This window comes from Bhargavaea beijingensis, assembly GCF_900101985.1.
Lineage (GTDB): Bacteria > Bacillota > Bacilli > Bacillales_A > Planococcaceae > Bhargavaea > Bhargavaea beijingensis.
On the sequence record NZ_FNAR01000001.1, the window covers coordinates 229,481 to 253,792 of the forward strand.

Here is a 24,312-nt window from a genome sequence, read left to right on the forward strand (position 1 = left end):
TCCCTTCTCTTAATGGAGAGGGGAGTTCTTTCGGGGCTGCGGGCAATTTTCCGACAGTCTTCGATTCATTTCCCGGGAAATATGTCGAGGGTTCCCGCTAACAGCTGAGGTATAATGGGATCACCAACAACAAAAGGGGTGGATGAACGATGGACACGATCCGCTGGTCAAAGCTTCAGCAAGGGGACTGGAACCTCATCATCGCCGCAACAGACAAGGGGCTCTGCTGGATCGGCTCGGAAGGACGCGGTCTGGATGAGTTGGAACAATGGGCGGCGTCAAGGAGGCCGGGTGCCGGACTCGTCCGAGACGATGCGGCGCTTGACGCCTATAGAACACAACTCGGGGAATATCTCGACGGCAACCGGACCGGATTTGACTTGCCCGCCGACCTCGGCGGCACACCGTTCCAGCAGAAAGTCTGGCAGGCGCTCCGGGAAATCCCGTGCGGAGAGACCGTGACGTATTCCGACATCGCGGAGCGCATCGGGCGCCCGTCTGCCGTCCGTGCTGTCGCCGCCGCCATCGGTGCCAACCCGGTGCTCATGCTCGTCCCGTGCCACCGTGTGATCGGGAAAAACGGCAAGCTCACCGGATTCCGCGGGGGCCTGGAGATGAAAGAGCGGCTGCTGGCGCTGGAAGCGGGGAGATGACATACGGATGCGAAAAGCGGGTGCGAATCCGTGGATATTTTGGTTGCCCGCCTGCAGCGGTCCGTGGTATTCTGATTGCCCGATCTGTTTCTGCCGTTTAGGCAGAATCAGGGAAATGAAGCGCTTCCACTTTCATCCTTTTCCCAATTATGGGGAAGGGGTTTTCTTTTGTCTTTGAATGGAAGAATAAATCTCATATCTTCAATTAAATTCCTGATTTTCTTCTTGCTTATGCCTTTTGGCGACAGTATGATAAAAAAATGTGATGGCCGGGCGCCGTCGCAACACTTTAAAAAGGAGAGTGGCTGGAATGGGCAAGTACACACGCGATGATATCTGGAAGTTTGTTGAGGAAGACAATGTGAATTTCATCCGTCTCCAATTCACCGACGTGCTCGGCACGATCAAGAACGTGGAGATCCCGGTCAGCCAGCTCGACAAGGCGCTCGACAACAAAATGATGTTCGACGGCTCTTCGATCGAGGGCTTTGTCCGGATCGAGGAGTCCGATATGTATCTGATCCCGGACCTCGACACGTGGATGGTGTTCCCGTGGACGACCGGCAAGGGCAAGGTCGCACGGCTGATCTGTGACATTTCCAAGGCGGACGGCACGCCGTTCGAGGGGGATCCGCGCAACAACCTGAAGCGCGTCCTGAAAGAGATGGAAGAAATGGGCTTCACGCACTTCAACCTTGGGCCTGAACCGGAGTTTTTCCTGTTCAAGCTTGATCAGAACCTGCAGCCGACGCTTGAACTGAACGACAACGGCGGCTACTTCGACCTTGCGCCGACCGACCTCGGCGAAAACTGCCGCCGGGACATCGTGCTCGAGCTGGAGGAGATGGGCTTCGAAATCGAAGCGTCCCACCACGAAGTGGCACCGGGCCAGCATGAGATCGACTTTAAATACGCGGACGCACTTGCCGCCTGTGACAATATCCAGACGTTCAAGCTTGTTGTGAAAACGATCGCGCGCAAGCACGGCCTGCACGCCACATTCATGCCGAAGCCGCTGTTCGGCGTGGCGGGATCCGGCATGCACTGCAACATCTCGCTGTTCAGGGGCGACGAGAATGCGTTCTTCGATGAGGCGGGCCAGATGAAGCTGAGCGAGACCGCCTACAAGTTCATGGCGGGCGTCCTCGAGCATGTCCGCAACTTCACAGCGGTCACGAATCCGACCGTCAACTCGTACAAGCGGCTCGTCCCGGGCTACGAGGCGCCAAGTTATGTGGCCTGGAGCGCGCAAAATCGCAGCCCGCTCGTCCGGATCCCGGCATCGCGCGGCCTGTCCACTCGGATCGAGGTGCGTTCCGTCGATCCGTCGGCGAACCCGTATCTGGCGCTCGCGGTCATCCTGAAGGCCGGCCTTGACGGCATCAAGCGTGACCTCGATGTCCCGGCGCCTGTCGACCGCAACCTCTATGAAATGACGCCTGAAGAACTGGAAGAGGCGGGCATCGGCACGCTTCCGACCGATCTGGACCATGCGCTCAACGCCCTCGCGACCGACGAAACGATCATTGACGCGCTCGGCAGCCATATCTACAACAACTATATGGCCGCCAAGCGCATGGAGTGGGAGCAGTACCGCATGACCGTCCACCCGTGGGAGCGAGAGCAGTACATGAAAATGTACTGATGCGCTACAATAACCGCAGGAGGGATCGACATGAACGAAATCTCGACGAAAGACCTGGAGGCGCGCCTCGATGCAGGCGAGCAGCCGAACATGATCGACGTCCGCGAGCACGAGGAAGTCGCGGCCGGCATGATCCCCGGTGCGGTCCATATTCCGCTCATGGAACTGCCCGAGCGGCTCGGGGAACTGGACCGGGACAGGGAGTACATCATCATCTGCCGCTCCGGCAACCGCAGCTCGATGGCATGCAACTTCCTCGGCGGCAACGGCTACAACGTGACGAATATGGCCGGCGGCATGCTGGAATGGGAAGGCGAAGTCATCGCCTGACCGGATTGGCTGGACCGGCGCACCCTTTGGGGGTGCGCCGGTTTTCATATGGCCGGGCCGTCTTGGTGATCTTTCGCGTGCTGTTGATGATCTTTCACCGCCCCTTATTGAACTTTCACCCCCAATCCCCCCGACCCGCCCGAAAAGAACCCGCACCGCCCGTCTCGGGTCCAAGCATAGCCGGTCCACCGCGCGCGTATGATGGTGAAAAAGGCGGTGACCGTTACGCATGGGGAAATTGAAGAAGCGGGTAGTGGTTCTTGCATTTATCCTGATCGCGTCGGCGGCGTTCCTGGCATATGAAACGTTCGCGTCGGATCGCGACTTTTTCCTGCCGGAGCCGATGGGCGGGGTGAAGGTCGTGATTGATCCGGGGCACGGCGGACCGGACGGGGGTGCGTCTTCGGGAGACATCATCGAGGGCGACATCAACCTGGCGATCGCGAAGGAACTGGAGAAGCAGCTGAAGAAAAAGGGTGCGACCGTCATCATGACGCGCACGAAAAACGGCGACGCGCTCGCGGAGCGGGAGCCGGGGAAGGATTTCCCGTCGATCCGCGCGCGGAAGTTGGCGGACCTGAAGCTCCGGGAGCAGATTGCGCTGGATGAGGAGCCCGATATGTTCCTGAGCATCCACGGAAATGCGGTTCCGGAGGAGAAGTGGCGCGGGGCGCAGGTGTTTTACCATCAGGAAGGTCATCCGAACAGCGAACTGCTCGCGAAGGCGGTGCAGGGGTCCATTGTCGAGAACGTGAAGAACACGGAGCGGGAGGCGCTTGCGGTCCGGCAGGTGTACCTGCTGAAGAAAGTGCCGACACCGGCCGTCCTGGTCGAAACAGGTTTCCTGAGCAACCCGGAAGAGCGCGGCCTGCTGACCGACCCGGGCTATCAGAAGAAGATGGCGTCGGCCATCGCGGACGGCGTATCGGATTACCTGTCGCAAGACATCCAGTGAGCGGTCTGCTCGATTCGGCATTTCCCTATGGTATAATGTAGGCAGAAATGACCGGATTGGGAGTGGCTGAAATTGATCAATGAACAACAAGTCCGGGAACTGGTCGGTGCGCTTCAGGACCCGTTCCTTCACCGTACACTGTACGAGACCGGCGGCATCGTCGAGGTCTCGATCAAGGAAGAAAAAGAACACGTGAGCGTCAAGCTCGCGATTGCCAAGATCAACAACGCCGAGCAGATGCAGCTCCAGATGAAAGTTGTCGACACGCTGAAGAAGGCCGGCGTGAAGACGGTCGGCATCCGCTTCGAAGAACTGCCGGCTGAGAAGCTCGAACAGTTCCGCGGCACGGCGGACGTTTCCGAGACGCAGGATATCCTGTCCCCGCTGAACAAAGTCCAGATCATCTCCGTCGCATCGGGCAAGGGCGGTGTCGGCAAGTCGACGGTCTCCGTCAACCTCGCCGTCGCCCTCGCGCGCATGGGCAAGAAAGTCGGCCTCGTCGATGCCGATATCTATGGCTTCAGCGTGCCAAACATGATGGGCATCGAGCAAAACCCGGTCGTCCGCGGCAACTCGATCATCCCGGTCGAGCGCTTTGGCGTAAAGGTCATCTCGATGGACTTCTTCGTCGACCAGAATGCACCGGTCGTCTGGCGCGGTCCGATGCTCGGCAAGGTGCTCGACCAGTTCTTCCGTGATGTGGAGTGGGGCGACCTGGACTTCCTCCTCCTCGACCTGCCTCCGGGTACGGGCGACGTTGCGCTCGACGTCCACCAGATGCTGCCGACGTCGAAGGAACTGATCGTCACGACGCCTCACCCGACGGCCGCGTTTGTCGCGGCGCGTGCCGGCGCGATGGCGCTGAAGACAGAACACGAAATTCTCGGCGTCATCGAGAACATGTCGTGGTTCGAGTCCAAGACGGGCGAGAAGGAATACGTCTTCGGCAAGGGCGGCGGCCCGAAACTGGCCGAAGAACTCCGCACCGAACTGCTCGGCCAGATCCCGCTTGGCCAGCCGGACTGGGACGAAAACGACTTCGCCCCGTCCGTCTACGGCGAAGATCACCCGACGGGCAAGCTCTACGGCGAAATCGCCTCGAAAGTCGTGGCGAAGCTCGGCAAAGACAGCGAGCCTGCACAAAACGAAGGCCCGGTCAGCCCGTTTGACCCAAGAAATAACTGATTGATATCAGCAGCCGCTGCGCCCGTCGGGGTGCGGCGGCTGTTTTGATCGGAGAGGATGTGCTTTCTCAACACTCGGTTCCGTTCGTTCCTGAAAGAGGAGCGGAGACACCCGCCGTCGAATGGTTCGTCATGCGGGGAAAGGGTGATCGACATGGAAATCCGGCCAATGGGCGAACGGGAAGCGAGGGAGATCGCGGGTTGGGAATATCCGCCGCCGTATGATTTCTACAATATGAACGGCGAGGGGGAAGAAGAGCTCCGGGGGGATGAGGCTGTTTTCGATGACGGCAGCCTCGTCGGTTTTTTCTGTACCGGAGCGGAAGCACGCGTGCCGGAGGGCTACGGGGCAGGCGCCTATCCGGAAGGAGCGGGAATCATCATCGATATCGGTCTCGGGATGAACCCGGAGCGTACGGGCCGCGGGGGAGGGATGGCATTTCTCACCCTTATCCTCGGCCATTTGAGAGCGGACCGGTCACCTGCCGCCTTCCGGCTCACCGTGGCGGACTTTAACGAACGTGCCATCCGACTATACCGGAAAGCCGGGTTCCGTGAGACCGCCTCCTTCCTGCGGAATGATACGCGATTTCTCGTCTTGGTGAAGAAAGAAAAATAAAAGGGGTTCCGGCTTCGGCCGGAACCCCTTTTCATTTGATGGCCAGCGCCTGGCGGATCTGCCTGAAATGATGCTCATCGTGTTCGAGCATACTGCACGAGCGTCATCCGTGACTCCCCGATCCGGAACTCCCGGCTCCAGTCTTCGGCCGGCAAGTCGCGGAGCGCACCAATCAGCTGCCGGCGCACCGAGACGAATTCATCAATCGTCTCATCACGGCTGCGACCGCGGCTTTCCCGCGCGGAGCAGCCATTCCGCGCATCCGCATCCGGCCCTTTCGGCAACGGGCCTTCCGCGAAAAAATACGGAAGCCGCTGCTCCAAGACAAACCGATCCCACGGGGCAAAATGGCCGGCGACTTCCGCGACTGTCCACTTGCCGGGACCGAGCGGACGCCGCCATTCTTCTTCGGTCAGCGTGCCGAGTGCCTGCATGAAACGGATGGATTCTTCATTGTGCCAGACGATTTCGGATGCTTGCATGGCGCGTTCCCCCTTTGCCTCATTATAAAGAAAACGCACAAAAAGGACGATTCCGATTTTTCCGGAACGTCCTTTTTCCTGATCAGCCGCCGCCGCTCATTCCGCCGCCCCCATCTTTTTTGTCTCCGCCTTCTTCATCCTTCTTGGTGCTTCCGCTATCTCCGCCGCCTTCTTTCTTGCCGGCTTCCTCGATAAGCTTCTTCCACTTCGAGGCGAGAAGCGGGGAGTTGATCGTCTCCTCGGCGACTTTCTTCATCTCTTCCCGCATGTCGGGGGATTTCATGACCTCACCGAGCGTTTTCTGCATCTCCGCCTGCCCGAACAGGGATTCCATCTCTTTGAGGAAATCCGGATCCTTCATAAGCTCCTTCATGACGTCCTTTTGTTGCTCCTGCATCGATTTGGCGATCGTTTCCTTGAATTTCGGGTCCTCGAACTGCTTTTTCCAGAACTCTTTGCCTTTGTCCGACAGCATCGTTTCCTCGATCGAGGTCTTGACTTCCCCTTGCTCGAGGGCGACCATATCCTTGAATTCCGGATCGGAGAGAAGGTCGCGGATCGCTTTTTTGCCGTCTTCGGTCTGAAGGGCATCGGTCACCATTTTTTTCGTCTCTTCATAGTTCGGAGCGGCCGGCCCGCCTCCGCATCCCGAAAGAAGGAGAAGAGCGAGTCCGGCCGGGAGGAACCGCTTCACGCGCATCAAATCCTTTCCCGCCATCGTTTCAATTATTGTTCACATTTCGGGGCAGGCTATGCATGCGTGAAATAGATTTTTCGGCCTATCGTTGGTACACTGAACAATGGAAATGAAAAACGGAGGCTTAATCTGACGTGACAATACGTAACTGGTTTAAATTTTTCCTCAACGCACTGCTGATCGGGGGCGGGATCACCGGCCTCGTCGGTCTGATCGTGCGCTGGAACGATACGTTTTCCCCATTTATCCAGTCCGGGGAATATGGCGAATTCATCGCGGTTTTCCTGTGGATGGTCTTTCTCGGTTTCACGATGAGCGTCGTGGCGCAGATGGGCTTTTTCGCTTATCTGACCGTCCACCAGTTCGGCGTGAACATCTTCCGCTCGCTGACGCTCTGGAATTGGGTCCAGATGCTGATCATCGCGGTCGTATTGTTCGACCTTGTGTTTTTCCGCTTTGACATCACGCAAGGTGATGGAAGCAGGACCGCCCTTTACCTGATGCTGCTCTTCTTCCTCCTCGCCGTGCCGGCACTGACCGCATGGCTGAAAGTGAAGATGACCGGCAAAAAGCATGTCCTCATCTCGTCGCTTTTCTTCATGATCGTCATCACGACACTTGAATGGCTTCCGGCGCTGATGGTCCGGAGCGGCAACATCGACCAGTGGGTCACCATCCTGTTGTTCCCGCTTCTGGCCGTGAATATGTACCAGCTGCTCATGCTGCCGAAGTACAATGCCAAATCGGAAGAAGACATCAGGAAACGCCAGGAGCGCCGCGAAGCCCGCAAACGGGCGGAAGGTGCATCCGGCAATCCGAAGCAAAAGAAAAAACGGACCGCCCAATGATGGGGGACCGTATTCGGCACCCGGCTCATGCCGGGTGTTTCTTGTGTTAGGGAAACTTCCTTTCCTTCGTCTCCACGCCGAACAGCACGTCTTCGATCGCCAGGAATTCATGGGCAGAAAGCAGTTCCGAGACTTTTTTCAGGTCCGTCCGTTCTTCCCGGTGATGCTGGACGGACAAAATCAGGCCTTCCCGTTTTTTCGGCAGCTTGCCGCCATCCCACCGCGTCGTCGATCCGAGCGCATTCACCTCTGCCTTGAAAAGCTGTTGCTGAAGGGCTTTCGGGAACGCCTCATCGGCCGTCCGGAAATAAAGCGGCTTGCGGCCGAAGTGGTCCTCGTACACGGCGATCTGTTCCTCCAGCAGCTTCGGCTCGTCTTCGTACCGTTCACCTGCCGCCCCGAGGAGGGCGACCGGGATGTTCCGCTCGATCATCAGTCTGACCAGCCCGGGAGACCGTTCCAGCCAGTCGGGATCGGCAAAGATGAGCGGATACGGGGCCTGCAGTTCCTCAAGCCACGCCTTCACCTCCGAATCGCCGAACGACAAATCGACGGTCACCGCCGCACCGTGGCTGCCCTGCACGATGACATCCGGCTCCTGGGTGATATTGAAGACGGGAATGAGCGCACCGCCGCCCGACGACCGGACAAGGACAAATGCGGTGAACAGGAAAAACAGCGTAAACAGCAGCAACTTCTTCAATCGGGGGCGCCCCTTTCCGTGAAACTCGCTGTTATCAGCTTATGCCGGGCAGGGGACGGGCATGAGCAGGGGAACGGGTATAGAAATACGGAATTCCGGACAGACTGAAACAGGTTCCGTTGATCAATAAAATAGGGTTGAAACGTACCGGAGTCCTGTGTATAATGATATCTGTCGGTACGATATTCCAATATTCCGCAGTAGCTCAGTGGTAGAGCAATCGGCTGTTAACCGATCGGTCGTAGGTTCGAGTCCTACCTGCGGAGCCATTTTTTTATGATCATGTGATCAAGGCAAGACCAGGATACTTAGCTTCATCAACTTAAAAATGAATCAACCACTTATTTGTATGGGAATACTCAAACAAATAAGTGGTTTTTATTTGTTCAAAAAAATCTTGCTGGAAACCTTGCATCTTGATCGGCTTTTCGCTACACAATCGCAGGGGAAAAGACAAGAGTGCGATTCTTATGAAAAAATAGGCATAAATTACATCTTCGATATAAGTGTTTTTTTAGTTGAAATCCTATTTATAAAATAGTAAATTTAAGTCTGCATTAAGCAATGATATGAAGGATTAGTTCATTTCTAACTATATATTTATAGTGCTAAGAAATTAGCATTTTTGATATGAATAATTTAAAAATTGCTTAATCACAGCATTCTTTGATATCTGGATGACATAGAACAGTTTAATCTTTCTTGGGATTATTTTATATCATTGGATGTTTAAAATTATTAGACAAATAATGATTTGTCGAGTGAAGGAGGGAATTTGAAGGTGAAACAGAGATCGAAAATTCATTACGCATGGTGGACGTTGGTCGCGCTAAGTATCATTGTCGGCATAGGCAAAGGGGCTCTCAACAATACTGCGGGTCTTTTCCTGACGAGTATTACTGAAGACCTTGGAATCGGGATGGGCCAATTATCGCTGTATTTCAGTGTATCGGCAGTGGTCACGATGGTCTTCCTGCCGGTTGGCGGGAAACTGATGGCGAAATACGATACGCGATTCATTTTATCCATCGGAATCCTTTTGCAGGCCGGGGCTTTTGCTTTATTCGGACTCATGAGTTCTGTGTGGGGCTGGTATATCCTCGCCGTTCCTCTGGCGATGGGTGGGGTTTTCATCACCGTGATTGCAGGGCCTGTCATCATCAACCAGTGGTTTAAAAAGAGCAATGGTTTGGCGCTGGGTGTACTCAGTGCTGTTGGTGGTGGCGTCGGGGCGATCGCACAACCGATTACAGCGGGGCTGATCGACGGGTTTGGTTGGCGTTCCGCTTACATCATCATCGGTGTGGCGTCCATTCTGATTGTTGTTCCGATTGCCATGTTGCTCATCAAACGTTCTCCGCAAGCACACGGCGTCCAATCGTACGGCGCGGATGAAGTGGCAACAGGGCAGGAAAACCAACAAGCAACTGAAGAAATCGGCATTTCCATGGCGGTAGCCAAGAAATCAACGGCGTTATATGCACTCATGCTCTTTTTCTTCCTCATTACATCAATCGCCAGCTTCTCGATGCATATTCCAACGTATTTGACCAATCAAGGGTTTGATATTACGTTCGCTGGAAATGTCATGGGCACATATATGTTGGGCATCTTATTCGGCTCGCTCCTCCTGGGTTACTTGGTCGATAAAATCGGTTCGAAGTACACAGCGATTTTTGCGATGGGGTCTGGAGTTGTGGCGATCAGTATGCTCCTCTTTTCGGGCAGCAACACAGCGATTATTACGTTTGCCGTCGGGCTCTTCGGATTGATCAGCTCTTCCATCGGTATCGTGGCACCTGCTTTGACTTCCACGATTTTCGGGAAGAAAGCCTATAGTCAAATCTATTCCACAGCCTCCTTGGGACTTGCGATTTCGTCCATCGTGGCACTACCTGCCTATGGGTTCGTTTATGATGCGACAGGCAGTTACATCTCGGTCCTGTATGCGCTGATCGTGATGCTCGTTATCAATATCGGCTGCGTATTTATCGCGTTTAACGATAAAAAGAAGATGGTTGAAAAAGGTTTCTGGACAGAATGAAGAAGAGATGGATCAGAGCGATGAGGATTTGCGCGAAAAGTTCTGTATCCTGATCCGACAATAACTGGGCTCCGGCGCTGTGCCGGAGTCCAGTTTTCATTTCTTCCAGATAAATTCGGTAAATGAAAAATGGGTCCGACATATTGACACGGAAGAGAAATCGCTTTATGATTGATGATGTCAGTCTTGCTTCCATAGCTCAGTAGGCAGAGTGCTTCCATGGTAAGGAAGAGGTCGCCGGTTCGAGCCCGGCTGGAAGCTTATATGCGAAAACGCCTGTCCCATTTGGGGCAGGCGTTTTCTTTATTGAACTTGAACCGATTATGGTCTGGGAATCGTCCAATCATTGAATTTGAAGAAGGTTGAGTTGCCGGACAATACCCAGGTTGAGATTGAGTTTATCTTTGCAGTAAATCCATACGCTTGTCCTAATTTGGGGAAAGTGTTTTTGTGTGGCGTGCAATTTAAAAAACGCCGCCCCTGAGGGCAGCGTCCTGCTTATCGGTCTGATTTACTCAATACTTTTGTATAGGCTACCACTTTGTATTCAAGTGTGGTTGTATTGACTTGATTGCCTTGCTCACCAAAATAAAAAGTTAATAGTTCTTTCGCTTCCCGGACATGATCAAAGATAAACTCTGTATGGATGACTTCATATTCATATCCCCGCTGGACCCACGGATCAACGGAGCTTGTGATGTCATTTGGAGAGTATGAACAAAACTCATCATCGCCGTAATTGTCAACGATGACAATCCGTCCGCCGTCTTTCACGACCCGTTCCACTTCACTTAGGCCTTCATCGATATCCTTAATCCCATCAAAAAAGAATGCCCAAGTCGAATACATGGCATCAAAGGTATTTGCGTGGAAAGGGATGGATTGTGCAACCCCATTGCACCAAATAAGGTTTTTGCTGCGATCAATCATTTTTTCGTCCGGTTCCATAGGGAGGACAAGTCTTCCTTCGCGGCTCAGCTTTTCAGCGGTGAATCCGTTTCCGGCGCCCACGTCCAAGACCAGGCCGTCCGGGAGCCGTTCATCCAGGTACTCGATGACTTTCCCTTTTCTGTCCATGCACCGTCTTTCAATTTCAAATAGCTTGGGTTTGATGCCGCCATAAAACGGAATGATTTTTGATGAAGAATCGTTTTTCATGGTTAGCCTCCTAAATAGTAAATCTGTTTAGAAGACCAAATAACGTAGTCGATACAATTGTGTTCACTCCAGTCAATAATTCCAGGATAGCACTTCGCCTGAGTTATTTAAATAGTTCAAACAAATAAACATTCTTCCTTGATTCGTCTAATCACGGTCCCAACTGAAGAAAGTACTCCCTTACGTCTTTTGGCAATTCATCCACAGCTAGAACTTCCAGTTTTGATGTACCCGGGGATGTCATGATCACAAAAGTCTTTTCGTCGTATTCGAAAAGAGAAAGTTGGCCTATCCGTTTCGGTGAATCTTCTGTTCCCGATATAAATTCAAAGTCTTCTTCTTGGAAATTCCCTTCGTACTCCTTCTGCATTAACTTTTTTGCTTCTCCAAAATCCTCTGCAAATGCAATGGCTTGATAGAGTTCCAGCGAATTTTTGGGCGTCAGGAAAGTCACATAATAGGTTGGTATTCCTAGGATGACCAAAACTGCTACCAAAAACAGCAGCCAACTTTTCAGCCAAGCCTTCAGTGTCTGTTTCTTGGACATCTCCACATAGGATCTTCCTCTCTTCTTTCTCATCATTCCTATAGCATATTGAGGACGAGCAGGGTGGCCACTAAACCGATCGCCAATCCGATTCCAATTGCTCTGATTATTTTTTTGTTGTCGTCATGTGCGGGTCGAAGGGTTAACACGATGATGCAAAGCAGAAGAGATAGGAAAGCCGGAATTTTGGGTGTCATATGGTTAAGTTTAGTTGGTTTTCAATTCGTTGTAAATATTGTGCGGATCCAACACACGGGCTTAGCCATCCCGCGATTAGGGAATGAAAAAGATGGAAACGATTATTGTGCGCAGACAGCATGAGACAGGAGCCGTGGTGAGATGGAAAACACGCTTGCAAAAATAGATGAAATCAAAGATGCGTTGAATGCGAGGTTCCAGGAGCGCGAAGCGGAGATTGAGGCAATTCTGGTCGCGGCGCTGGCACAGCAGCATATCCTCATGATCGGCCCGGCAGGCACGGCGAAATCCGCGCTGGTCATGGAACTGTCCAAGATGATCCAAGGGACGCAATACTTCCAGTGGCTGCTCACGAGGTTCAGCACACCGGAGGAACTGTTCGGCCCGTTGTCGCTGAAGGATCTGGAGCAGGGCGTCTACAAGCGGAATACGAAAAACAAGATGCCGGAAGCGCATGTGGCGTTTCTGGATGAGATTTTCAAAGCGAACAGCGCCATCCTCAACAGCCTGCTGACCCTTCTGAATGAGCGGGTCTTTTACAATGATGGTGCTCCGGTACCGGTGCCGCTCATGTCGGTGATCGGGGCGTCCAATGAATTTCCCGAGGACGGGGAGGGGCTTGAAGCCCTGTTCGACCGTTTCCTCCTCCGGTTTGAAGTGGACTATATCGCCGACGAGTCGAACTTCATCGCGATGATGAAAGACACGGGGCAGCATCACCGGATGCCGACGATGACGTTGGAGGAACTGATCGACCTTCAGCATATGACGGATCAGGTCGCCATTCAGGACGACGTCTATACGGCACTGCTGAAAATCCGGAACGAGCTGCGGGATGAAGGAATCTGTCCATCCGACCGCCGGTTCAAACAATCACTGTCTCTCCTGCAGGCGAGGGCGCTGATCAACAAGCGGCAGACCGTGTTGCCTGAGGACCTGATCCTCTTGGAACATTCCCTTTGGGAGACGACCGAGCAGAAAGAGGCCGTATGCGTCATCGTCCGCAGACACGCCCGGGATGCACTGGTCCGTACGCTGGATTCAATGAAAAATGAGGCCAAGGACATCTTTGAGCGAGTCAGGAAGGACCCTTCGGCGGAATACGGAATGGAAGCCACCCAAAAGCTGAAAAAGCTGGAGGCCGACCTGGATGGGCTGAAAGCGCGCCACCAGGGCCGCGCTGAGGAAGTCGATACGGTCCTTCTGAAAGTAAAATCGATGCAGCAGGAACTTGCCGTTAGCTCGATGTATGACGGGGAAACAGGCGAGGATACGTCCGGCATCTACTACAGAATGTGAGGCGATGTCGGATGACTAAGATTGATCCGGGAGATAACAGCTCAGTCCTGAACACAGACGCCTTCGACAAAAGGCGCTTCACGGAGATCCTGGAAATGTCAGAGGGGCTCCGGGAGCTTAAGGGCAAAGCGGTCATGCCGGCTTTCGAACCCCTGCTCGGGGACATCTGGGCATCCCTGTACAAGATGAAACCGTCAATCACGGATGAGGAAGTGAGCGGACCCCTTGCGGCCAACAAACAGCTGATGCAAGCGATCATGTCCGACCCTTCTTTTGAATCGTTCCGTCATTTCACCCGGTTAAATGACTGGGCTTCCGCGATCAGCACGGTCAAAACCGGTGAGAAGATCCACCAGTGGCTCGTCCGGCAGACTGAAAAAGACCGAGGCCTGCGGGACCGGCTCCGGAATGTCCGGGAACAGGTGAATCACCAGCAAGACGAGCCAAATCCGGAGGCCCTTGCGGAAAGCCTGGAAGAATTCAATGAAAAGCTCAAGCAGAGCATTGAGTTCAATCTTGAGAGTTTCCGGCAGTCGATGGACCAGGCGCGCGAAGAAGCCCAGCAGGCGGGAGAATGGCTGAAGTCACTTCTGGGCGGTAGCCGGGCGGGGAGCGGGGATGCGGAACTGAGAAAGGTCCCGCTCCGCGACAAGATCTACCTGGCGGAGAAACTCTCCGCCGACCGCAAGCTGAAGGAAATCGCGGACTGGGCGGGAAGATTCAAGCAGGCGGCGCGGAAAAAGCAAAAGGCGAAACAGACCGAATCGGTGGCCAGGCAGGGCGTCACGACCGGGATTGACGTCGAAAACTTGCTGCCGGTGGAACTCAGCCTGTATACGCATCCGATGACCAAAATGGATTTCCTCCGGCGATTCTCGGAAAGGCAGACGATGCAATTTGAACTGAACGGCCCCGAACCTCTCCATAAGGGCCCGATCGTCATTTGCCTGGACCAGTCGGACAGCATGAGGGAACTGGACAACCAGTCAAAGGGGTTCGTCCTCGCCCTGATGTCGATTGCGAAAAGACAGAAGCGGGACCTGTGTCTGGTCTTGTTTTCCTCGCAGGTCCGCCAGTTTGAATTCAGCAAAGGCGACATCGGCGCTTCCCAAATCGTCAAGCTCGCCGAAGCTTTTCTGGGAGGCGGGACAAAATTTGAACTCGCCCTCGAAGAAGCCCTGCAGGTCATCGGTGAAAGCCGGTTTAAAGAGGCCGACCTCGTGTTTGTCACGGACGGCGAAGATGAAGTCACGGATGAATTCCTGGAGCGGTTCAACCGGTTAAAACGGGACAAGGCGTTCCAAGTGCTATCACTACTTATAGGCACCAGCCCGGAATCGGTCGAGCCGTTCACCGACCGGGTGGTCCGGGTCAGTGATTTCGATGAAGAAGGCAGCTTGACTGCCTTTGAAGTGTAAGCTGAACGAATGGTGCTTCAGGTATGCCGTCCCCTCCTTTTGTAAATGCTGAAAAGGACCAACACAGAGGAGGAGACAGCATGCTGAAGCTTCAGACACAACTTGAAGGGCGAGAGGCATCTTACGGCATTGTGAGCGACTGCATTCAGGACCTTGGTTATCATATGGGCGGAAACTGGGACTATGACCACGGCTGCTTTGATCACATCCTGTGCCAGGAAGATGGCGAAACCATCTATGTCCGGCTTCCGTTCATCGTGGTGGACGGCCAGCTGGACCACCCGTTTGCCACCATCCGGTTCGGCACGCCCTACGTGATCAAGCACGTGGTGCATCTCGGGCTGGAACATGACGGAAGTTCCCTGATGGATGCAACTGGTTTTAGCCAGTTCCAGAGTCCCGTGGACAAAGACGGCAACATCACGGATAAAAACCGGTGGGTTCATGCGGGGGAAAAGGCTGTTGAGAATTTGCTGGACTGCCTGCATGCACAGGGATTGTTGAAAACGAGTTGAGACCATAAAACGCCAGTCTCCAGTGAATTCACTGGAGACTGGCCGTTTTTTAGTTTGCTCTCAAATCTGACGGGAGGCTACAGATGTCTACTACTATGAACTCCATTTTTGGAAGCGCTCATCAGAGTGAGAGTTCCGATAGTCCGCTTGTCTGTCCAACATTGCTTGACATTCAGAAGCCGTTTCTTAACACTCATCCGCACAACTCCCCATAAAAAAAGATCGGCCGCAACGGAGTGGGAGGCCCCTGCTGATTCGTCACTCTCAAACGGCCAATCGTCACTTCGACCAAATCAAAGAAAGCCATCATCCGAACTGCTGAAGATGTTGGCTTTTGACTGTATTTAAATATCTCGAGCTTTCATTTTCTCAAGTTCTTTGTTCAACTGTGCTTTTCTTTTGTTTTGTGTCCTGATCCCTTCGCCGACCAAAAGAAGAAGACCGACACCCGACAGGATCCATAGCTTGACGGATGAGTCAATGTAATTCGCTTTATATGCATACATCATGATGAACAGAAAAACGAGAGGGACCGGGATGATCCAAGGCAGTCCTTTTCTGCCGGAGACCCAATGCTGAAGTGCGGATAATACAAAAACTAAAAGAAATCCTGATATCAGATTCATGTTGTCCTCTTCCTCTCTTCCTCATATTTTTCGATTAGCTGCTGAGCAACCTGGAGGGATATTTGCTCTTCAATCGCCAACTTCTTGATAAAAGAAGTTAAGGAGGCTTCGTCTTTCTCTTTTTCATAATTCAAGTTGATGGTTTGAATCAAACGGTCCAGCCTCAGACGCACCGTTGGATAGGAGACCTCATAGTCTTTGGCCAGCTTTTTTAGAGAACCAGAGTTGATCATGAACTTACGGATGAATTCCAGCTCTTCTGGATCCAATGAAGAAATCCACAAAGGTAGTTGTTCTTTTCCCATTATTAACCTCCCCTTTATCGGTAAGTGTATTATTAATTTTAACAAAGTTAAATTTTTATTTAAATATATTAAAATTAAAATTAATGAAAGACTATATTTCGTTTAATGAAAAAGGCATCACCCGATTAAATTTCCGGATGATGCCTCTTTTATAATGACTCGATCGCCCGCCGAATCCGCCCGCGCATTTCACAGTATTCCGCACTGTCCATCAATCGGACCATCGCTTCCCCCAGTTCAGTCGCATCCTCGATATTCCCGACAGGAACCGCGCGGGAAAAGATCCGGGTGAAGCGTCTGCCTTCTTCATACGACAGCGCGCGGACCGGAACGCCTTCTGCCTCGAGCTGGGACAGAAAATGGTTCCTCTTCCCAGAGGGCAGGGGACCGACTTCGATGATCAGGCGAAGTGTGGAGTTCCTCGACCGGAACCAGGCGATGAGCGGGTAGCCGAGCCAGTATTTCTCGGCCAGCTGGTAGCCGTCAGGGAAGCGGGTCCATTCTGATTCGGCAAAGTTGGGGAGGCGGCGGTGGATCTGGTAATGCCGGATGTCCCTCGCTTCAAGCAGCTGGCGGAAAGCCTGCTCAATCGGTGTTCCCTCCGCAGCCCGACTCTGCACACCTTCCTCGCCATAGACCACAGCTTCGTTTGTGAGGCGGAGCAGGGATTGGAACGCCTCTTTTTGATAAAGCCGCTCCATCACCCGCGCGAGCTCACTGACGTCTTCCCACGATTCGGGGGATTCGGCATCCATATAGATGCGGGTGTACTGGCTGCTTTCCTCATAAGCCTGTTCCTTGATATCGAGGCCCCTTGCGGCCAGGCCCAGGAGCAGCCTGACACGCAGTTCGTGTTCGAGCGGGCCGACTTCCGCCCTTAGCTTGAGCCGGTCTCCTGCCCGCTCAAACCAGGCGATCAGCCCTCTGTTCATCCACCAGCTTTTCCGCAGGTCGCTTTCCCCGTAATGAGTAAACCAACTTTCCTCGAGGAAATGGGGAACGCGGAAATGAGCCGTGTAGAGATGCTCGGGCCACCTCTGTTTTCTGGCGAACTTCAGGAACGCCTCTTTCAGGATACTGTCGCCGACACTCTTGATGAAATCGACGGTCTCCTTATGCCGCTGGTAGGTGCTGAACAATAATTGATCCCCGTCCGCAGGGCCTTGCCGGAGCGAATAAAGGAGATCGATCGCCTCTTTATGATTCCGGTAAAGATCCATCCCGGTGGCATTCAGCTTTTCATTTTCGACAAGCTGATCTTCCAGGATGTCGGTGTAATACGAAATGAAGCTATGTATGTGGGCGTTCATATACTCTTTCCTGGTTTCAAGGAGCTGCTGCAGAATTGCCAGCACATCCGAATACCCGAGCATCAGATAATCCTCGTGTGTCGGCTCCTCATCCCGGAGGGTCAGGAATACCGGAATGATCTTATAACCTCCGTAGACTGATCTGGTGTATTCAATATATTCTTCCAGCTGGCCTTCCGATTCGCCCGACCAATACTTGTTTTCGATCAGAAGGACGATTTTATGCGAGTCGGATACGGCAAGCAGATCGATCCTCTTCCGGTTGGAAGTCTGCAGTTCCTTGTAAACGGTGAGGTCATGATAGGGATGGCTGGAAATCTCCAGCACATCGTAATTGGAAAGCTTGTCCTCGTCCTCTGTGTTCGCCGGGTTCGTAAACACTTTGGCGATGATCTTTTTCGCGAAGTAAGGGCCCAGGTTGTGATTCCCGGCCGGGTCCATCAGCCAGCATAGGACATTGGAGTGCCGGATCTTCATGGCTCATGGCTCCTCCTTCATTAGTGGGCTGATTTAGCGGTGTCCGTTCCACTCTTCATGAAATTCCTCCAGAAACGCTTCCATATACCGGTGTCTCGCTTCAGCAATCCTCTTGGCTTCTTCCGTGTTCATCAGAGCTTTCAGCTTCAGCAGTTTCTCATGGAAGTGGGCGATCGATGCCCCGGTGTCTTTGTCCGGGTCGTGAATCGCCCGGCCGCGGCTGCCGCCGTAGGCGAAGGTGCGGGCGATGCCGATGGCGCCGAGCGCATCCAGCCGGTCGGCGTCCTGGACGACCATGCCTTCGATGGTTGACGGCTGCTTGGAGCCGTTCTTGCTGAAGGAAACTTCGCCGATCATGGTACAGACGGCTTCTGCCTGGGCAGGCTGGATCCCTTGCTCGTCCATGAACGCCCGCGCGTTCGGAAGGCCTTCACTGTTTCCGAACAATTTCGGGTCGTCCGCATCGTGGAGCATTGCCGCCAGCCCCACCAGTTCCAGGTCGGCGCCTTCCGCTTCCGCGAGCCGCATCGCCATCCGGTACACCCGGAGCGTATGGTGGACGTCGTGTCCGGTCGCATCCTCGCTGAACAACCCGCTGATCCGTTCAAGAGCCGCCTCATATAAAGCCGGATTCATTCCGATCTCCTCCTCGTGAGCAATTCATTCCATCTTATCATTCCGGTACGGTTAAGATGGAAGCAACAGGGAGGGATTTCGATGCAACATTTCCAGCGGGACATAAAAGACCATTGGCGGGTCCGCTACCAGAACCCCGGATTCCCGCACGTCCAGCAGGGCTGGGTGCTGCCGCCGGGGCAGGAGGAGGCGTTCGATCCGTTCGTCATCATGGCGGATGACTGGTTCAAGCGGGGGACGTTCTCCGACCATCCGCACCGCGGTTTCCAGACGATCACTTATGTCATCGATGGCCGGCTTGAGCATATCGATAACGCCGGCGGCTACTCGGTGCTCGATGCGGGAGACGTCCAGTATATGAATGCAGGCTCCGGCGCCCGCCACGCCGAGGAGGCGTACGGGGATGACCTGATCCATACGCTTCAGCTCTGGCTGAATCTCCCGGCGCGGCTGAAGGGGACCGGCTCCTTCTATCAGAACATCCGCGTGGAAGATGCGCCGGTTGCCCATGTGGACGGCGGCACCATCCGCGTTTATTCCGGCGACGTCGCCGGTGTGAAGGGGCCGATAGAGAGCCTCGTCCCGATCACGATGGCGGAAGTCTCGCTCATGGAAGGCGCCGAGTACACGCACGTGCTTCCTGAAAACCACAACGCTTTCCTATACGTGCTGGCAGGTGAACTGGCAGCAGGGGAATCCGGCACCATCCTGTCCAAGACGGACGCCGCAACGCTCACCTTCAATGAAGGACGGGAGGCGTCTGCGCCAAGCGAGCTGAAGCTCCTCGCCAACAGCAGGGCGCGCGTGCTGATCTATTCCGGCGTCCCGCTCCGCGAGAACGTGGTCGCCCGCGGCCCGTTCGTCATGAACTCCGAAGATGAGATCCGACAAGCCTTCTTCGACTACCAGGCCGGCAAATTCGGCCCGCCTGCAGTTAAATAAGAATAGGAAAGCCCCGCGGAATGCGGGGCTTTTGCGGTGAGAGAGGAATGAAACGTTGCTATCGCCGCGAGAAACGTTGACTTTTATCACTCACATCCACATAATAAAGCCACACCAAAAATAAATATTCCGACTTCAAAATATGGGTTGCGTGGACAGTTTTTCTTTGCTAATATAAACGTTGTCCGATTGAGACGCGGCCCCTTGGTCAAGCGGTTAAGACACCGCCCTTTCACGGCGGTAACACGGGTTCGAATCCCGTAGGGGTCATATGTCGGAGGGGTAGCGAAGTGGCTAAACGCGGCGGACTGTAAATCCGCTCCTTCGGGTTCGGCAGTTCGAATCTGCCCCCCTCCACCACTTTTTATGTTTAAATCACCCGTTTCCGGGTAACATTAAAAAGGCAGCACTTCATAGCGTTGGGGTATAGCCAAGCGGTAAGGCAACGGACTTTGACTCCGTCATTCGTTGGTTCGAATCCAGCTACCCCAGCCATTTTTTTGTTTTCATGAGCCATTAGCTCAGTTGGTAGAGCATCTGACTTTTAATCAGAGGGTCGCAGGTTCGAGCCCTGCATGGCTCATACGGAACGCCTTCCCGGCAGCGGGAAGGCGTTTTTCAATTATCCAGTCCTCCCAGTTTCCGTTCCTTGCGATCTTCCTCGTCTTCATTGCCGTCCCGCCTGACCTCCTTGTCCTCGCCGTTTTCTTTCATCTTCTCTGCAGCCTCTTCCATTTCTTCCATCTGTTCTTCGATCTCTTCCATCTCTTCCCGGTACTCTTCCTCGACCTGGGTGGTGGAGGGGATGAACGGGTCGGTGTTGTAGTCGACCCGCTTGCCGTAGCGGAGCATCTCGTAGATGATCATGCCGTTGTTCGGCATGCCGTTGACTGTTTTCATCGGAACGACGTCAAACAGGACATAATAGAATTGGTAAAACAGAAATCGGCTCCAGAACGTTTCGTATTTGACGATGATGCCGTTGGCAAGCAGCGCGTTCAGAATCAGTGCCGGGATGAGGTTGATCAAAATCGGTCCCGCGTAAATGAGCACGTATATGAATTTGCCTTTGCGTTTCAGGTCATCATAGGAAAACCAGCTGTACAGGTGGTAATATCTCCGGAAATCGAATATTCCGAACTTGAAGACCCGCGGGCCGGATCCGACGGTCAGGCGCGGATTCACCACGCCGAAGACCGCGCTCGTGATCACATACCCCAACTCGCGGAGAAACACGACCACCGGCAGGATGATAAATGCCGAGATGATCAATGAAATCAGATCCTGTAAACCGAACACCGGCATCCCTCCTTTCGCTCTGAGGCATCTACCCCATTGCTATACCCTTTAAACCGTGATGTATGGCAGGCGCTTTGTGGAAAAAACGAGGAAGGGATCCGGCGGAATTACGTCCGGTCCGTTGTTATAATGGATGTGGAAAGATGGAAAGGAGGAACCGACTCTGAATCATGCGAAACCGCACGCCCAGGATGGCTTGTGGAGATCGAGACCGGAGATGGCCGCCTGTCCGCTTCGATCGCGGATCCGTGGTACCCGGTTGCAACGGTGAGTTGCCGATGATGTTCAGGACGGATCAAATCCAATCGGGGAGGTGGGCCCATGACGGTTCTCGAGTTGAGCGGCGTCAGGCTCAGGCCGCTGGGGCGGGAAGATTTCGAGGCGCTCTGGGGACTGTATTCGCCGGATATTTTCTTTTTTATGCTGAACCAGGTAGAGACGAAAGAGCGGTTCGACCGGTGGCTTGAAACCGGAATCACTGCGATGGAGACCGGGGACAGCTGCCTGGTGTTTGCGGTGGAAGACACGGAGACCGGAGACTTGATGGGGACGACGCGAATTTTCGGGATCGACCCGTTCAACAAGCTGTGCGAGATCGGTTCCACTTTCTACGGGAAGGCGTACCAGCGGACCCATGTGAATACGGTGTCGAAGTACCTGCTGCTCCGCCACTGCTTTGAAGAAATGGACATGATCCGCGTCCAGTTCAAGACCGACTTGGAAAACGTTCGATCGCAGAAAGCATTGGAGCGGATCGGGGCGGAGCTGGAAGGCGTCATGCGGAACGAACGCATCCGTTCCAACGGAAAACCGCGCGATGTCCACCTCTATTCGATCATCGACCGCGAATGGCCGGACGTAAAACGGCATCTGGAGCAGCTGATGGACAGGGATTGAAGAAACCGGCATACATCCGTAACGGGAGGCATGCCGGTTTCCATTCTCTATCCGTTTGTTTAGCGTTTGAACGTCTGCAGCACAAAGCAAATATGGGCGGAAGGAAGTCAACCAATATGGATTTCAAAACAGTCATGCAGGAACTTGAATCCCTGGGCAAGGAGCGGACGAAAAAGATCTACCTGTCAAACGGGGCGCATGAGCCGCTGTTCGGCGTGGCGTCGGGGGCGATGAAGCCGATGGCCAGAAAGATCAAGATCAACCAGCCCCTTGCGGAGGAATTGTATGCGACAGGCAATTATGACGCCATGTATTTCGCGGGAATCATCGCCGATCCGAAAGCCATGTCGGAAGCGGATTTCGGCCGCTGGATGGACGCCGCATACTTTTATATGCTGTCCGACTATGTGGTGGCCGTCACCTTGTCCGAGTCGCCTCTGGCACAAGACATCGCCGACAAATGGATCGCAAGCGGCGAGGAGCTGAGGATGTCGGCGGGCTGGAGCTGCTATTGCTGGCTGCTCGGCAGCCGTCCCGACGCCGAATTCTCCGAGAGCAAACTTTCCAGGATGCTCGAAGCCGTGAAAGACGGCATCCGTGATGCACCGGAGCGGACAAAATCGGCGATGAACAACTTCCTGTATACAGTCGGCATTTCTTACAGTCCGCTCAGTGAACAGGCGGTTGAAACGGCACGCGAAGTCGGCATCGTCGAAATGAAGCGGCCGAACAAGAAAAGCAGTTTCCTGAATGCCTACGACAATATCCAGAAAGACCTGGACAAAGGAAGGCTCGGCTTCAAGAGAAGATATGTCCGGTGCTAATGAAACCAAAAGCCTGTATCTGGGAGGAACCGCCTTCTCAGATACAGGCTTTTATTAGGCGTTCAGCTTCTCCCATTCGCTCAGCGTCATTCGCTCCGTGAGCTTGTACGGGTTGTCCATCTTGCAGATGAACTCAAGGCTGTTGCCGTCCGGGTCGTTAAAGTGGATCTTGGCATGGGCGTATTCCGGCTGCGGCATCACGAAAGGTTCGTCCGGCCCGAAACCGAACGCTTCCCTCGGCTCATACCCCCTTTCCCTTAGCCAGCTGACGGCGCCTTTCAACCCTTCAAGTGACACCTGGAAGGCGATGTGGCGGATGGAAGGGTGATAGTCCAGCTCCACCTTGTCGGTTTGCCAAAGACCCAGCCAGCTTTTGCCCTTCTCGATCCATAGAAAAGCCAGCCCCTCTCCGTGGGTGTGCGCAATTTCCAGCCCGAGGCCGGTATAAAACTTGAGCGAGCGTTCCAGGTTACTGACCGGCAGATGGGCTTCATACAGTCCCATGATCATCTTGGAAATTCCTCCTTATTCCATGGTGTATACGGCCATTATAACGGAACAGACTGACTCTTCCGATGAATAATTATCCTAATCTTTGTCCGGTTGAGCCATCTGCCTCTTCGATTCATAATAGTAGCCAGAGTCAGAAAAAGGGGGATGGACAACATGAACAGTCATAAAGAAATTTCAATTATCGGGGTTCCGGCAGATTTTGGCCAGAGCCGGCGCGGGGTCGATATGGGGCCGAGCGCGATCCGTTACGCGGGTGTCGTGGAGCGCATCGAAGCATTGGGGCATATCGTAAGGGACGAAGGGGATATCCCGGTCGACATCGATGCCCCGCGCGAGGTGTCGGGCACGAACCTGAAAAACCTGAAGGCGGTCACCGAGGGGAACCGGAAGCTTGCCGGTAAAGTGTCGGAAACGGTCAGCGACGGGCGCTTCCCGCTTGTCCTCGGCGGCGACCACAGCATCGCGATCGGCACCTTGGCCGGGCTGAATGAGCACTACAGCAACCTCGGGGTCATCTGGTATGACGCGCACACCGACCTGAACACGGCGGAGACATCGCCTTCCGGGAATATCCACGGGATGCCGCTGGCCGTCGCGATGGGCCTCGGACATGGGGATCTGACCTCGATCGGCAGCGGGCCGAAAGTGAAGCCGGAAAATATCGTCGTCATCGGGGCGCGCTCGATCGATCCCGGCGAACGTGAACTCGTCAAAGAAAAGGGAATCCGGGTGTACACGATGCACGAGATCGACCGGGACGGCATGACGGCGATCATGGAGGACGCCATCAGCTACCTGGAGGAGCGCGGGGTGGACGGCGTGCATCTTTCGCTCGACCTGGACGGGCTCGACCCGCTTTACACACCGGGTGTCGGCACGCCGGTGCAGGGCGGCCTCAGCTACCGGGAAAGCCACCTGGCGATGGAGATGCTCCACTCGACTGGCCGGGTCACGTCGGCTGAGTTTGTCGAGGTGAATCCGATTCTCGACGAGCGCAATAAAACAGCAGATGTCGCCGTCGGCCTGATGGGCTCCTTGTTCGGCGAAACCTTGATTTAAAGGCGTTTTGGCCGGTCTCCGATGATGGGGACCGGTTTTGTGGTTTTTCAACCTTTTTAGATTTTCCTTTGATACAATGAAGTCAATAAGTGGAACTGTGACCATACGGATGAAAAGGGTAATCTGAAT

At 54.0% G+C, this 24,312-nt stretch carries 26 protein-coding genes and 6 tRNA genes; 21 read left to right on the plus strand and 11 right to left on the minus strand.

Annotated features, from left to right (window positions below):
• Positions 1–149 precede the first annotated feature (149 nt).
• From BLT01_RS01235 to BLT01_RS01260, 6 genes are all read left to right on the plus strand, one after another.
• Complete coding sequence (locus BLT01_RS01235) at positions 150–653, plus strand: methylated-DNA--[protein]-cysteine S-methyltransferase (RefSeq protein ID WP_092093490.1); 504 nt, start codon at positions 150–152, stop codon at positions 651–653.
• Positions 654–963: 310 nt separating this feature from the next.
• A complete protein-coding gene (glnA, locus tag BLT01_RS01240) occupies positions 964–2,298 on the plus strand; it encodes a type I glutamate--ammonia ligase (protein WP_092093493.1) in 1,335 nt (444 codons plus the stop codon).
• A gap of 30 nt (positions 2,299–2,328) precedes the next feature.
• Positions 2,329–2,628, plus strand: a complete 300-nt coding sequence (locus tag BLT01_RS01245; protein ID WP_092093496.1) for a rhodanese-like domain-containing protein — start codon at positions 2,329–2,331, stop codon at positions 2,626–2,628.
• A gap of 229 nt (positions 2,629–2,857) precedes the next feature.
• Complete coding sequence (locus tag BLT01_RS01250; RefSeq protein ID WP_092093498.1) at positions 2,858–3,583, plus strand: N-acetylmuramoyl-L-alanine amidase; 726 nt, start codon at positions 2,858–2,860, stop codon at positions 3,581–3,583.
• Between the two features lie 72 nt (positions 3,584–3,655).
• On the plus strand, positions 3,656–4,768 hold the full coding sequence (locus BLT01_RS01255; RefSeq protein WP_092093501.1) for a P-loop NTPase: 1,113 nt from the start codon (positions 3,656–3,658) through the stop codon (positions 4,766–4,768).
• A 153-nt stretch (positions 4,769–4,921) separates the two neighbouring features.
• Positions 4,922–5,386: a GNAT family N-acetyltransferase gene (locus BLT01_RS01260; protein ID WP_092093504.1), complete on the plus strand. Its 465-nt coding sequence runs from the start codon at positions 4,922–4,924 to the stop codon at positions 5,384–5,386.
• 74 nt (positions 5,387–5,460) lie between these two features.
• Here the strand turns inward: BLT01_RS01260 and BLT01_RS01265 are convergent, their stop codons facing one another.
• The gene (locus BLT01_RS01265) at positions 5,461–5,868 is read right to left on the minus strand and encodes a DinB family protein (protein ID WP_092093507.1); all 408 of its coding nucleotides are present in this window, start codon (positions 5,866–5,868) and stop codon (positions 5,461–5,463) included.
• An 82-nt stretch (positions 5,869–5,950) separates the two neighbouring features.
• Positions 5,951–6,568, minus strand: a complete 618-nt coding sequence (gene gerD, locus BLT01_RS01270) for a spore germination lipoprotein GerD (protein WP_092093510.1) — start codon at positions 6,566–6,568, stop codon at positions 5,951–5,953.
• A 131-nt stretch (positions 6,569–6,699) separates the two neighbouring features.
• On the opposite strand from gerD, the gene BLT01_RS01275 reads away from it, so the two are divergent.
• Positions 6,700–7,413, plus strand: coding sequence for a KinB-signaling pathway activation protein (locus BLT01_RS01275; RefSeq protein ID WP_092093515.1), 714 nt, complete (start codon positions 6,700–6,702; stop codon positions 7,411–7,413).
• 46 nt (positions 7,414–7,459) lie between these two features.
• Here the strand turns inward: BLT01_RS01275 and BLT01_RS01280 are convergent, their stop codons facing one another.
• Positions 7,460–8,116, minus strand: coding sequence for a hypothetical protein (locus tag BLT01_RS01280; RefSeq protein ID WP_092093519.1), 657 nt, complete (start codon positions 8,114–8,116; stop codon positions 7,460–7,462).
• A 194-nt stretch (positions 8,117–8,310) separates the two neighbouring features.
• Between BLT01_RS01280 and BLT01_RS01285 the strand changes: the two genes are divergently transcribed.
• From BLT01_RS01285 to BLT01_RS01295, 3 genes are all read left to right on the plus strand, one after another.
• Positions 8,311–8,385: transfer RNA gene (locus tag BLT01_RS01285), tRNA-Asn, on the plus strand.
• A 512-nt stretch (positions 8,386–8,897) separates the two neighbouring features.
• A complete protein-coding gene (locus BLT01_RS01290) occupies positions 8,898–10,160 on the plus strand; it encodes an MFS transporter (protein WP_092093523.1) in 1,263 nt (420 codons plus the stop codon).
• A 188-nt stretch (positions 10,161–10,348) separates the two neighbouring features.
• A tRNA-Thr gene (locus tag BLT01_RS01295) sits at positions 10,349–10,421 on the plus strand.
• A 237-nt stretch (positions 10,422–10,658) separates the two neighbouring features.
• Here BLT01_RS01295 and BLT01_RS01300 read toward each other — a convergent pair.
• Together BLT01_RS01300 and BLT01_RS01305 are read right to left on the minus strand one after the other, a co-directional pair.
• A complete protein-coding gene (locus BLT01_RS01300; protein WP_092093527.1) occupies positions 10,659–11,318 on the minus strand; it encodes a class I SAM-dependent methyltransferase in 660 nt (219 codons plus the stop codon).
• A gap of 151 nt (positions 11,319–11,469) precedes the next feature.
• Positions 11,470–11,865 (minus strand): hypothetical protein, encoded by a 396-nt coding sequence (locus BLT01_RS01305; RefSeq protein WP_245696841.1) that lies wholly within the window; start codon positions 11,863–11,865, stop codon positions 11,470–11,472.
• 339 nt (positions 11,866–12,204) lie between these two features.
• Between BLT01_RS01305 and BLT01_RS01310 the strand changes: the two genes are divergently transcribed.
• The 3 genes from BLT01_RS01310 to BLT01_RS01320 all read left to right on the plus strand — a co-directional run bounded on the left by BLT01_RS01310 (position 12,205) and on the right by BLT01_RS01320 (position 15,295).
• Positions 12,205–13,362: an AAA family ATPase gene (locus tag BLT01_RS01310; RefSeq protein ID WP_092093531.1), complete on the plus strand. Its 1,158-nt coding sequence runs from the start codon at positions 12,205–12,207 to the stop codon at positions 13,360–13,362.
• A gap of 11 nt (positions 13,363–13,373) precedes the next feature.
• Complete coding sequence (locus BLT01_RS01315; RefSeq protein WP_092093535.1) at positions 13,374–14,780, plus strand: VWA domain-containing protein; 1,407 nt, start codon at positions 13,374–13,376, stop codon at positions 14,778–14,780.
• Between the two features lie 80 nt (positions 14,781–14,860).
• Complete coding sequence (locus BLT01_RS01320; protein WP_092093539.1) at positions 14,861–15,295, plus strand: YugN family protein; 435 nt, start codon at positions 14,861–14,863, stop codon at positions 15,293–15,295.
• A gap of 344 nt (positions 15,296–15,639) precedes the next feature.
• Here BLT01_RS01320 and BLT01_RS01325 read toward each other — a convergent pair whose 3' ends face one another.
• The 4 genes from BLT01_RS01325 to BLT01_RS01340 all read right to left on the minus strand — a co-directional run bounded on the left by BLT01_RS01325 (position 15,640) and on the right by BLT01_RS01340 (position 18,649).
• Positions 15,640–15,921: a hypothetical protein gene (locus BLT01_RS01325; RefSeq protein ID WP_092093542.1), complete on the minus strand. Its 282-nt coding sequence runs from the start codon at positions 15,919–15,921 to the stop codon at positions 15,640–15,642.
• The gene (locus BLT01_RS01330; protein ID WP_092093545.1) at positions 15,918–16,226 is read right to left on the minus strand and encodes a DUF2089 family protein; all 309 of its coding nucleotides are present in this window, start codon (positions 16,224–16,226) and stop codon (positions 15,918–15,920) included. Before BLT01_RS01330 ends, BLT01_RS01325 begins: the two co-directional genes overlap by 4 nt.
• Positions 16,227–16,375: 149 nt before the next feature.
• Positions 16,376–18,013, minus strand: a complete 1,638-nt coding sequence (locus BLT01_RS01335; RefSeq protein WP_092093548.1) for a PDDEXK-like family protein — start codon at positions 18,011–18,013, stop codon at positions 16,376–16,378.
• A gap of 33 nt (positions 18,014–18,046) precedes the next feature.
• Entirely contained in the window at positions 18,047–18,649 is a 603-nt protein-coding gene (locus BLT01_RS01340; RefSeq protein ID WP_092093550.1) for an HD domain-containing protein, read from the minus strand.
• An 81-nt stretch (positions 18,650–18,730) separates the two neighbouring features.
• Between BLT01_RS01340 and BLT01_RS01345 the strand changes: the two genes are divergently transcribed.
• The 5 genes from BLT01_RS01345 (at position 18,731) to BLT01_RS01365 (ending at position 20,174) form a co-directional block, all read left to right on the plus strand.
• Entirely contained in the window at positions 18,731–19,591 is an 861-nt protein-coding gene (locus BLT01_RS01345; RefSeq protein ID WP_092093553.1) for a pirin family protein, read from the plus strand.
• 198 nt (positions 19,592–19,789) lie between these two features.
• Positions 19,790–19,861, plus strand: a tRNA-Glu gene (locus BLT01_RS01350).
• A 6-nt stretch (positions 19,862–19,867) separates the two neighbouring features.
• Positions 19,868–19,951 (plus strand) — tRNA-Tyr (locus BLT01_RS01355).
• A gap of 60 nt (positions 19,952–20,011) precedes the next feature.
• Positions 20,012–20,086 (plus strand) — tRNA-Gln (locus BLT01_RS01360).
• 15 nt (positions 20,087–20,101) lie between these two features.
• Positions 20,102–20,174: transfer RNA gene (locus tag BLT01_RS01365), tRNA-Lys, on the plus strand.
• A gap of 35 nt (positions 20,175–20,209) precedes the next feature.
• On the opposite strand, the gene BLT01_RS01370 is transcribed toward BLT01_RS01365, so the two are convergent.
• A complete protein-coding gene (locus BLT01_RS01370) occupies positions 20,210–20,896 on the minus strand; it encodes a hypothetical protein (protein ID WP_245696831.1) in 687 nt (228 codons plus the stop codon).
• 315 nt (positions 20,897–21,211) lie between these two features.
• Here BLT01_RS01370 and BLT01_RS01375 point away from each other — a divergent pair, with 315 nt between their 5' ends.
• Positions 21,212–21,787 carry a GNAT family N-acetyltransferase gene (locus BLT01_RS01375; RefSeq protein ID WP_092093559.1) on the plus strand — a complete coding sequence of 192 codons (576 nt, stop codon included), beginning with the start codon at positions 21,212–21,214 and terminating at the stop codon, positions 21,785–21,787.
• 116 nt (positions 21,788–21,903) lie between these two features.
• Positions 21,904–22,611 carry a DNA alkylation repair protein gene (locus BLT01_RS01380; protein ID WP_092093564.1) on the plus strand — a complete coding sequence of 236 codons (708 nt, stop codon included), beginning with the start codon at positions 21,904–21,906 and terminating at the stop codon, positions 22,609–22,611.
• Positions 22,612–22,665: 54 nt separating this feature from the next.
• Here BLT01_RS01380 and BLT01_RS01385 read toward each other — a convergent pair whose 3' ends face one another.
• Positions 22,666–23,121 (minus strand): VOC family protein, encoded by a 456-nt coding sequence (locus tag BLT01_RS01385; protein ID WP_092093569.1) that lies wholly within the window; start codon positions 23,119–23,121, stop codon positions 22,666–22,668.
• Positions 23,122–23,277: 156 nt separating this feature from the next.
• Here BLT01_RS01385 and rocF point away from each other — a divergent pair, with 156 nt between their 5' ends.
• Positions 23,278–24,183, plus strand: coding sequence for an arginase (gene rocF, locus BLT01_RS01390; RefSeq protein ID WP_376739639.1), 906 nt, complete (start codon positions 23,278–23,280; stop codon positions 24,181–24,183).
• Positions 24,184–24,312: the final 129 nt, after the last annotated feature.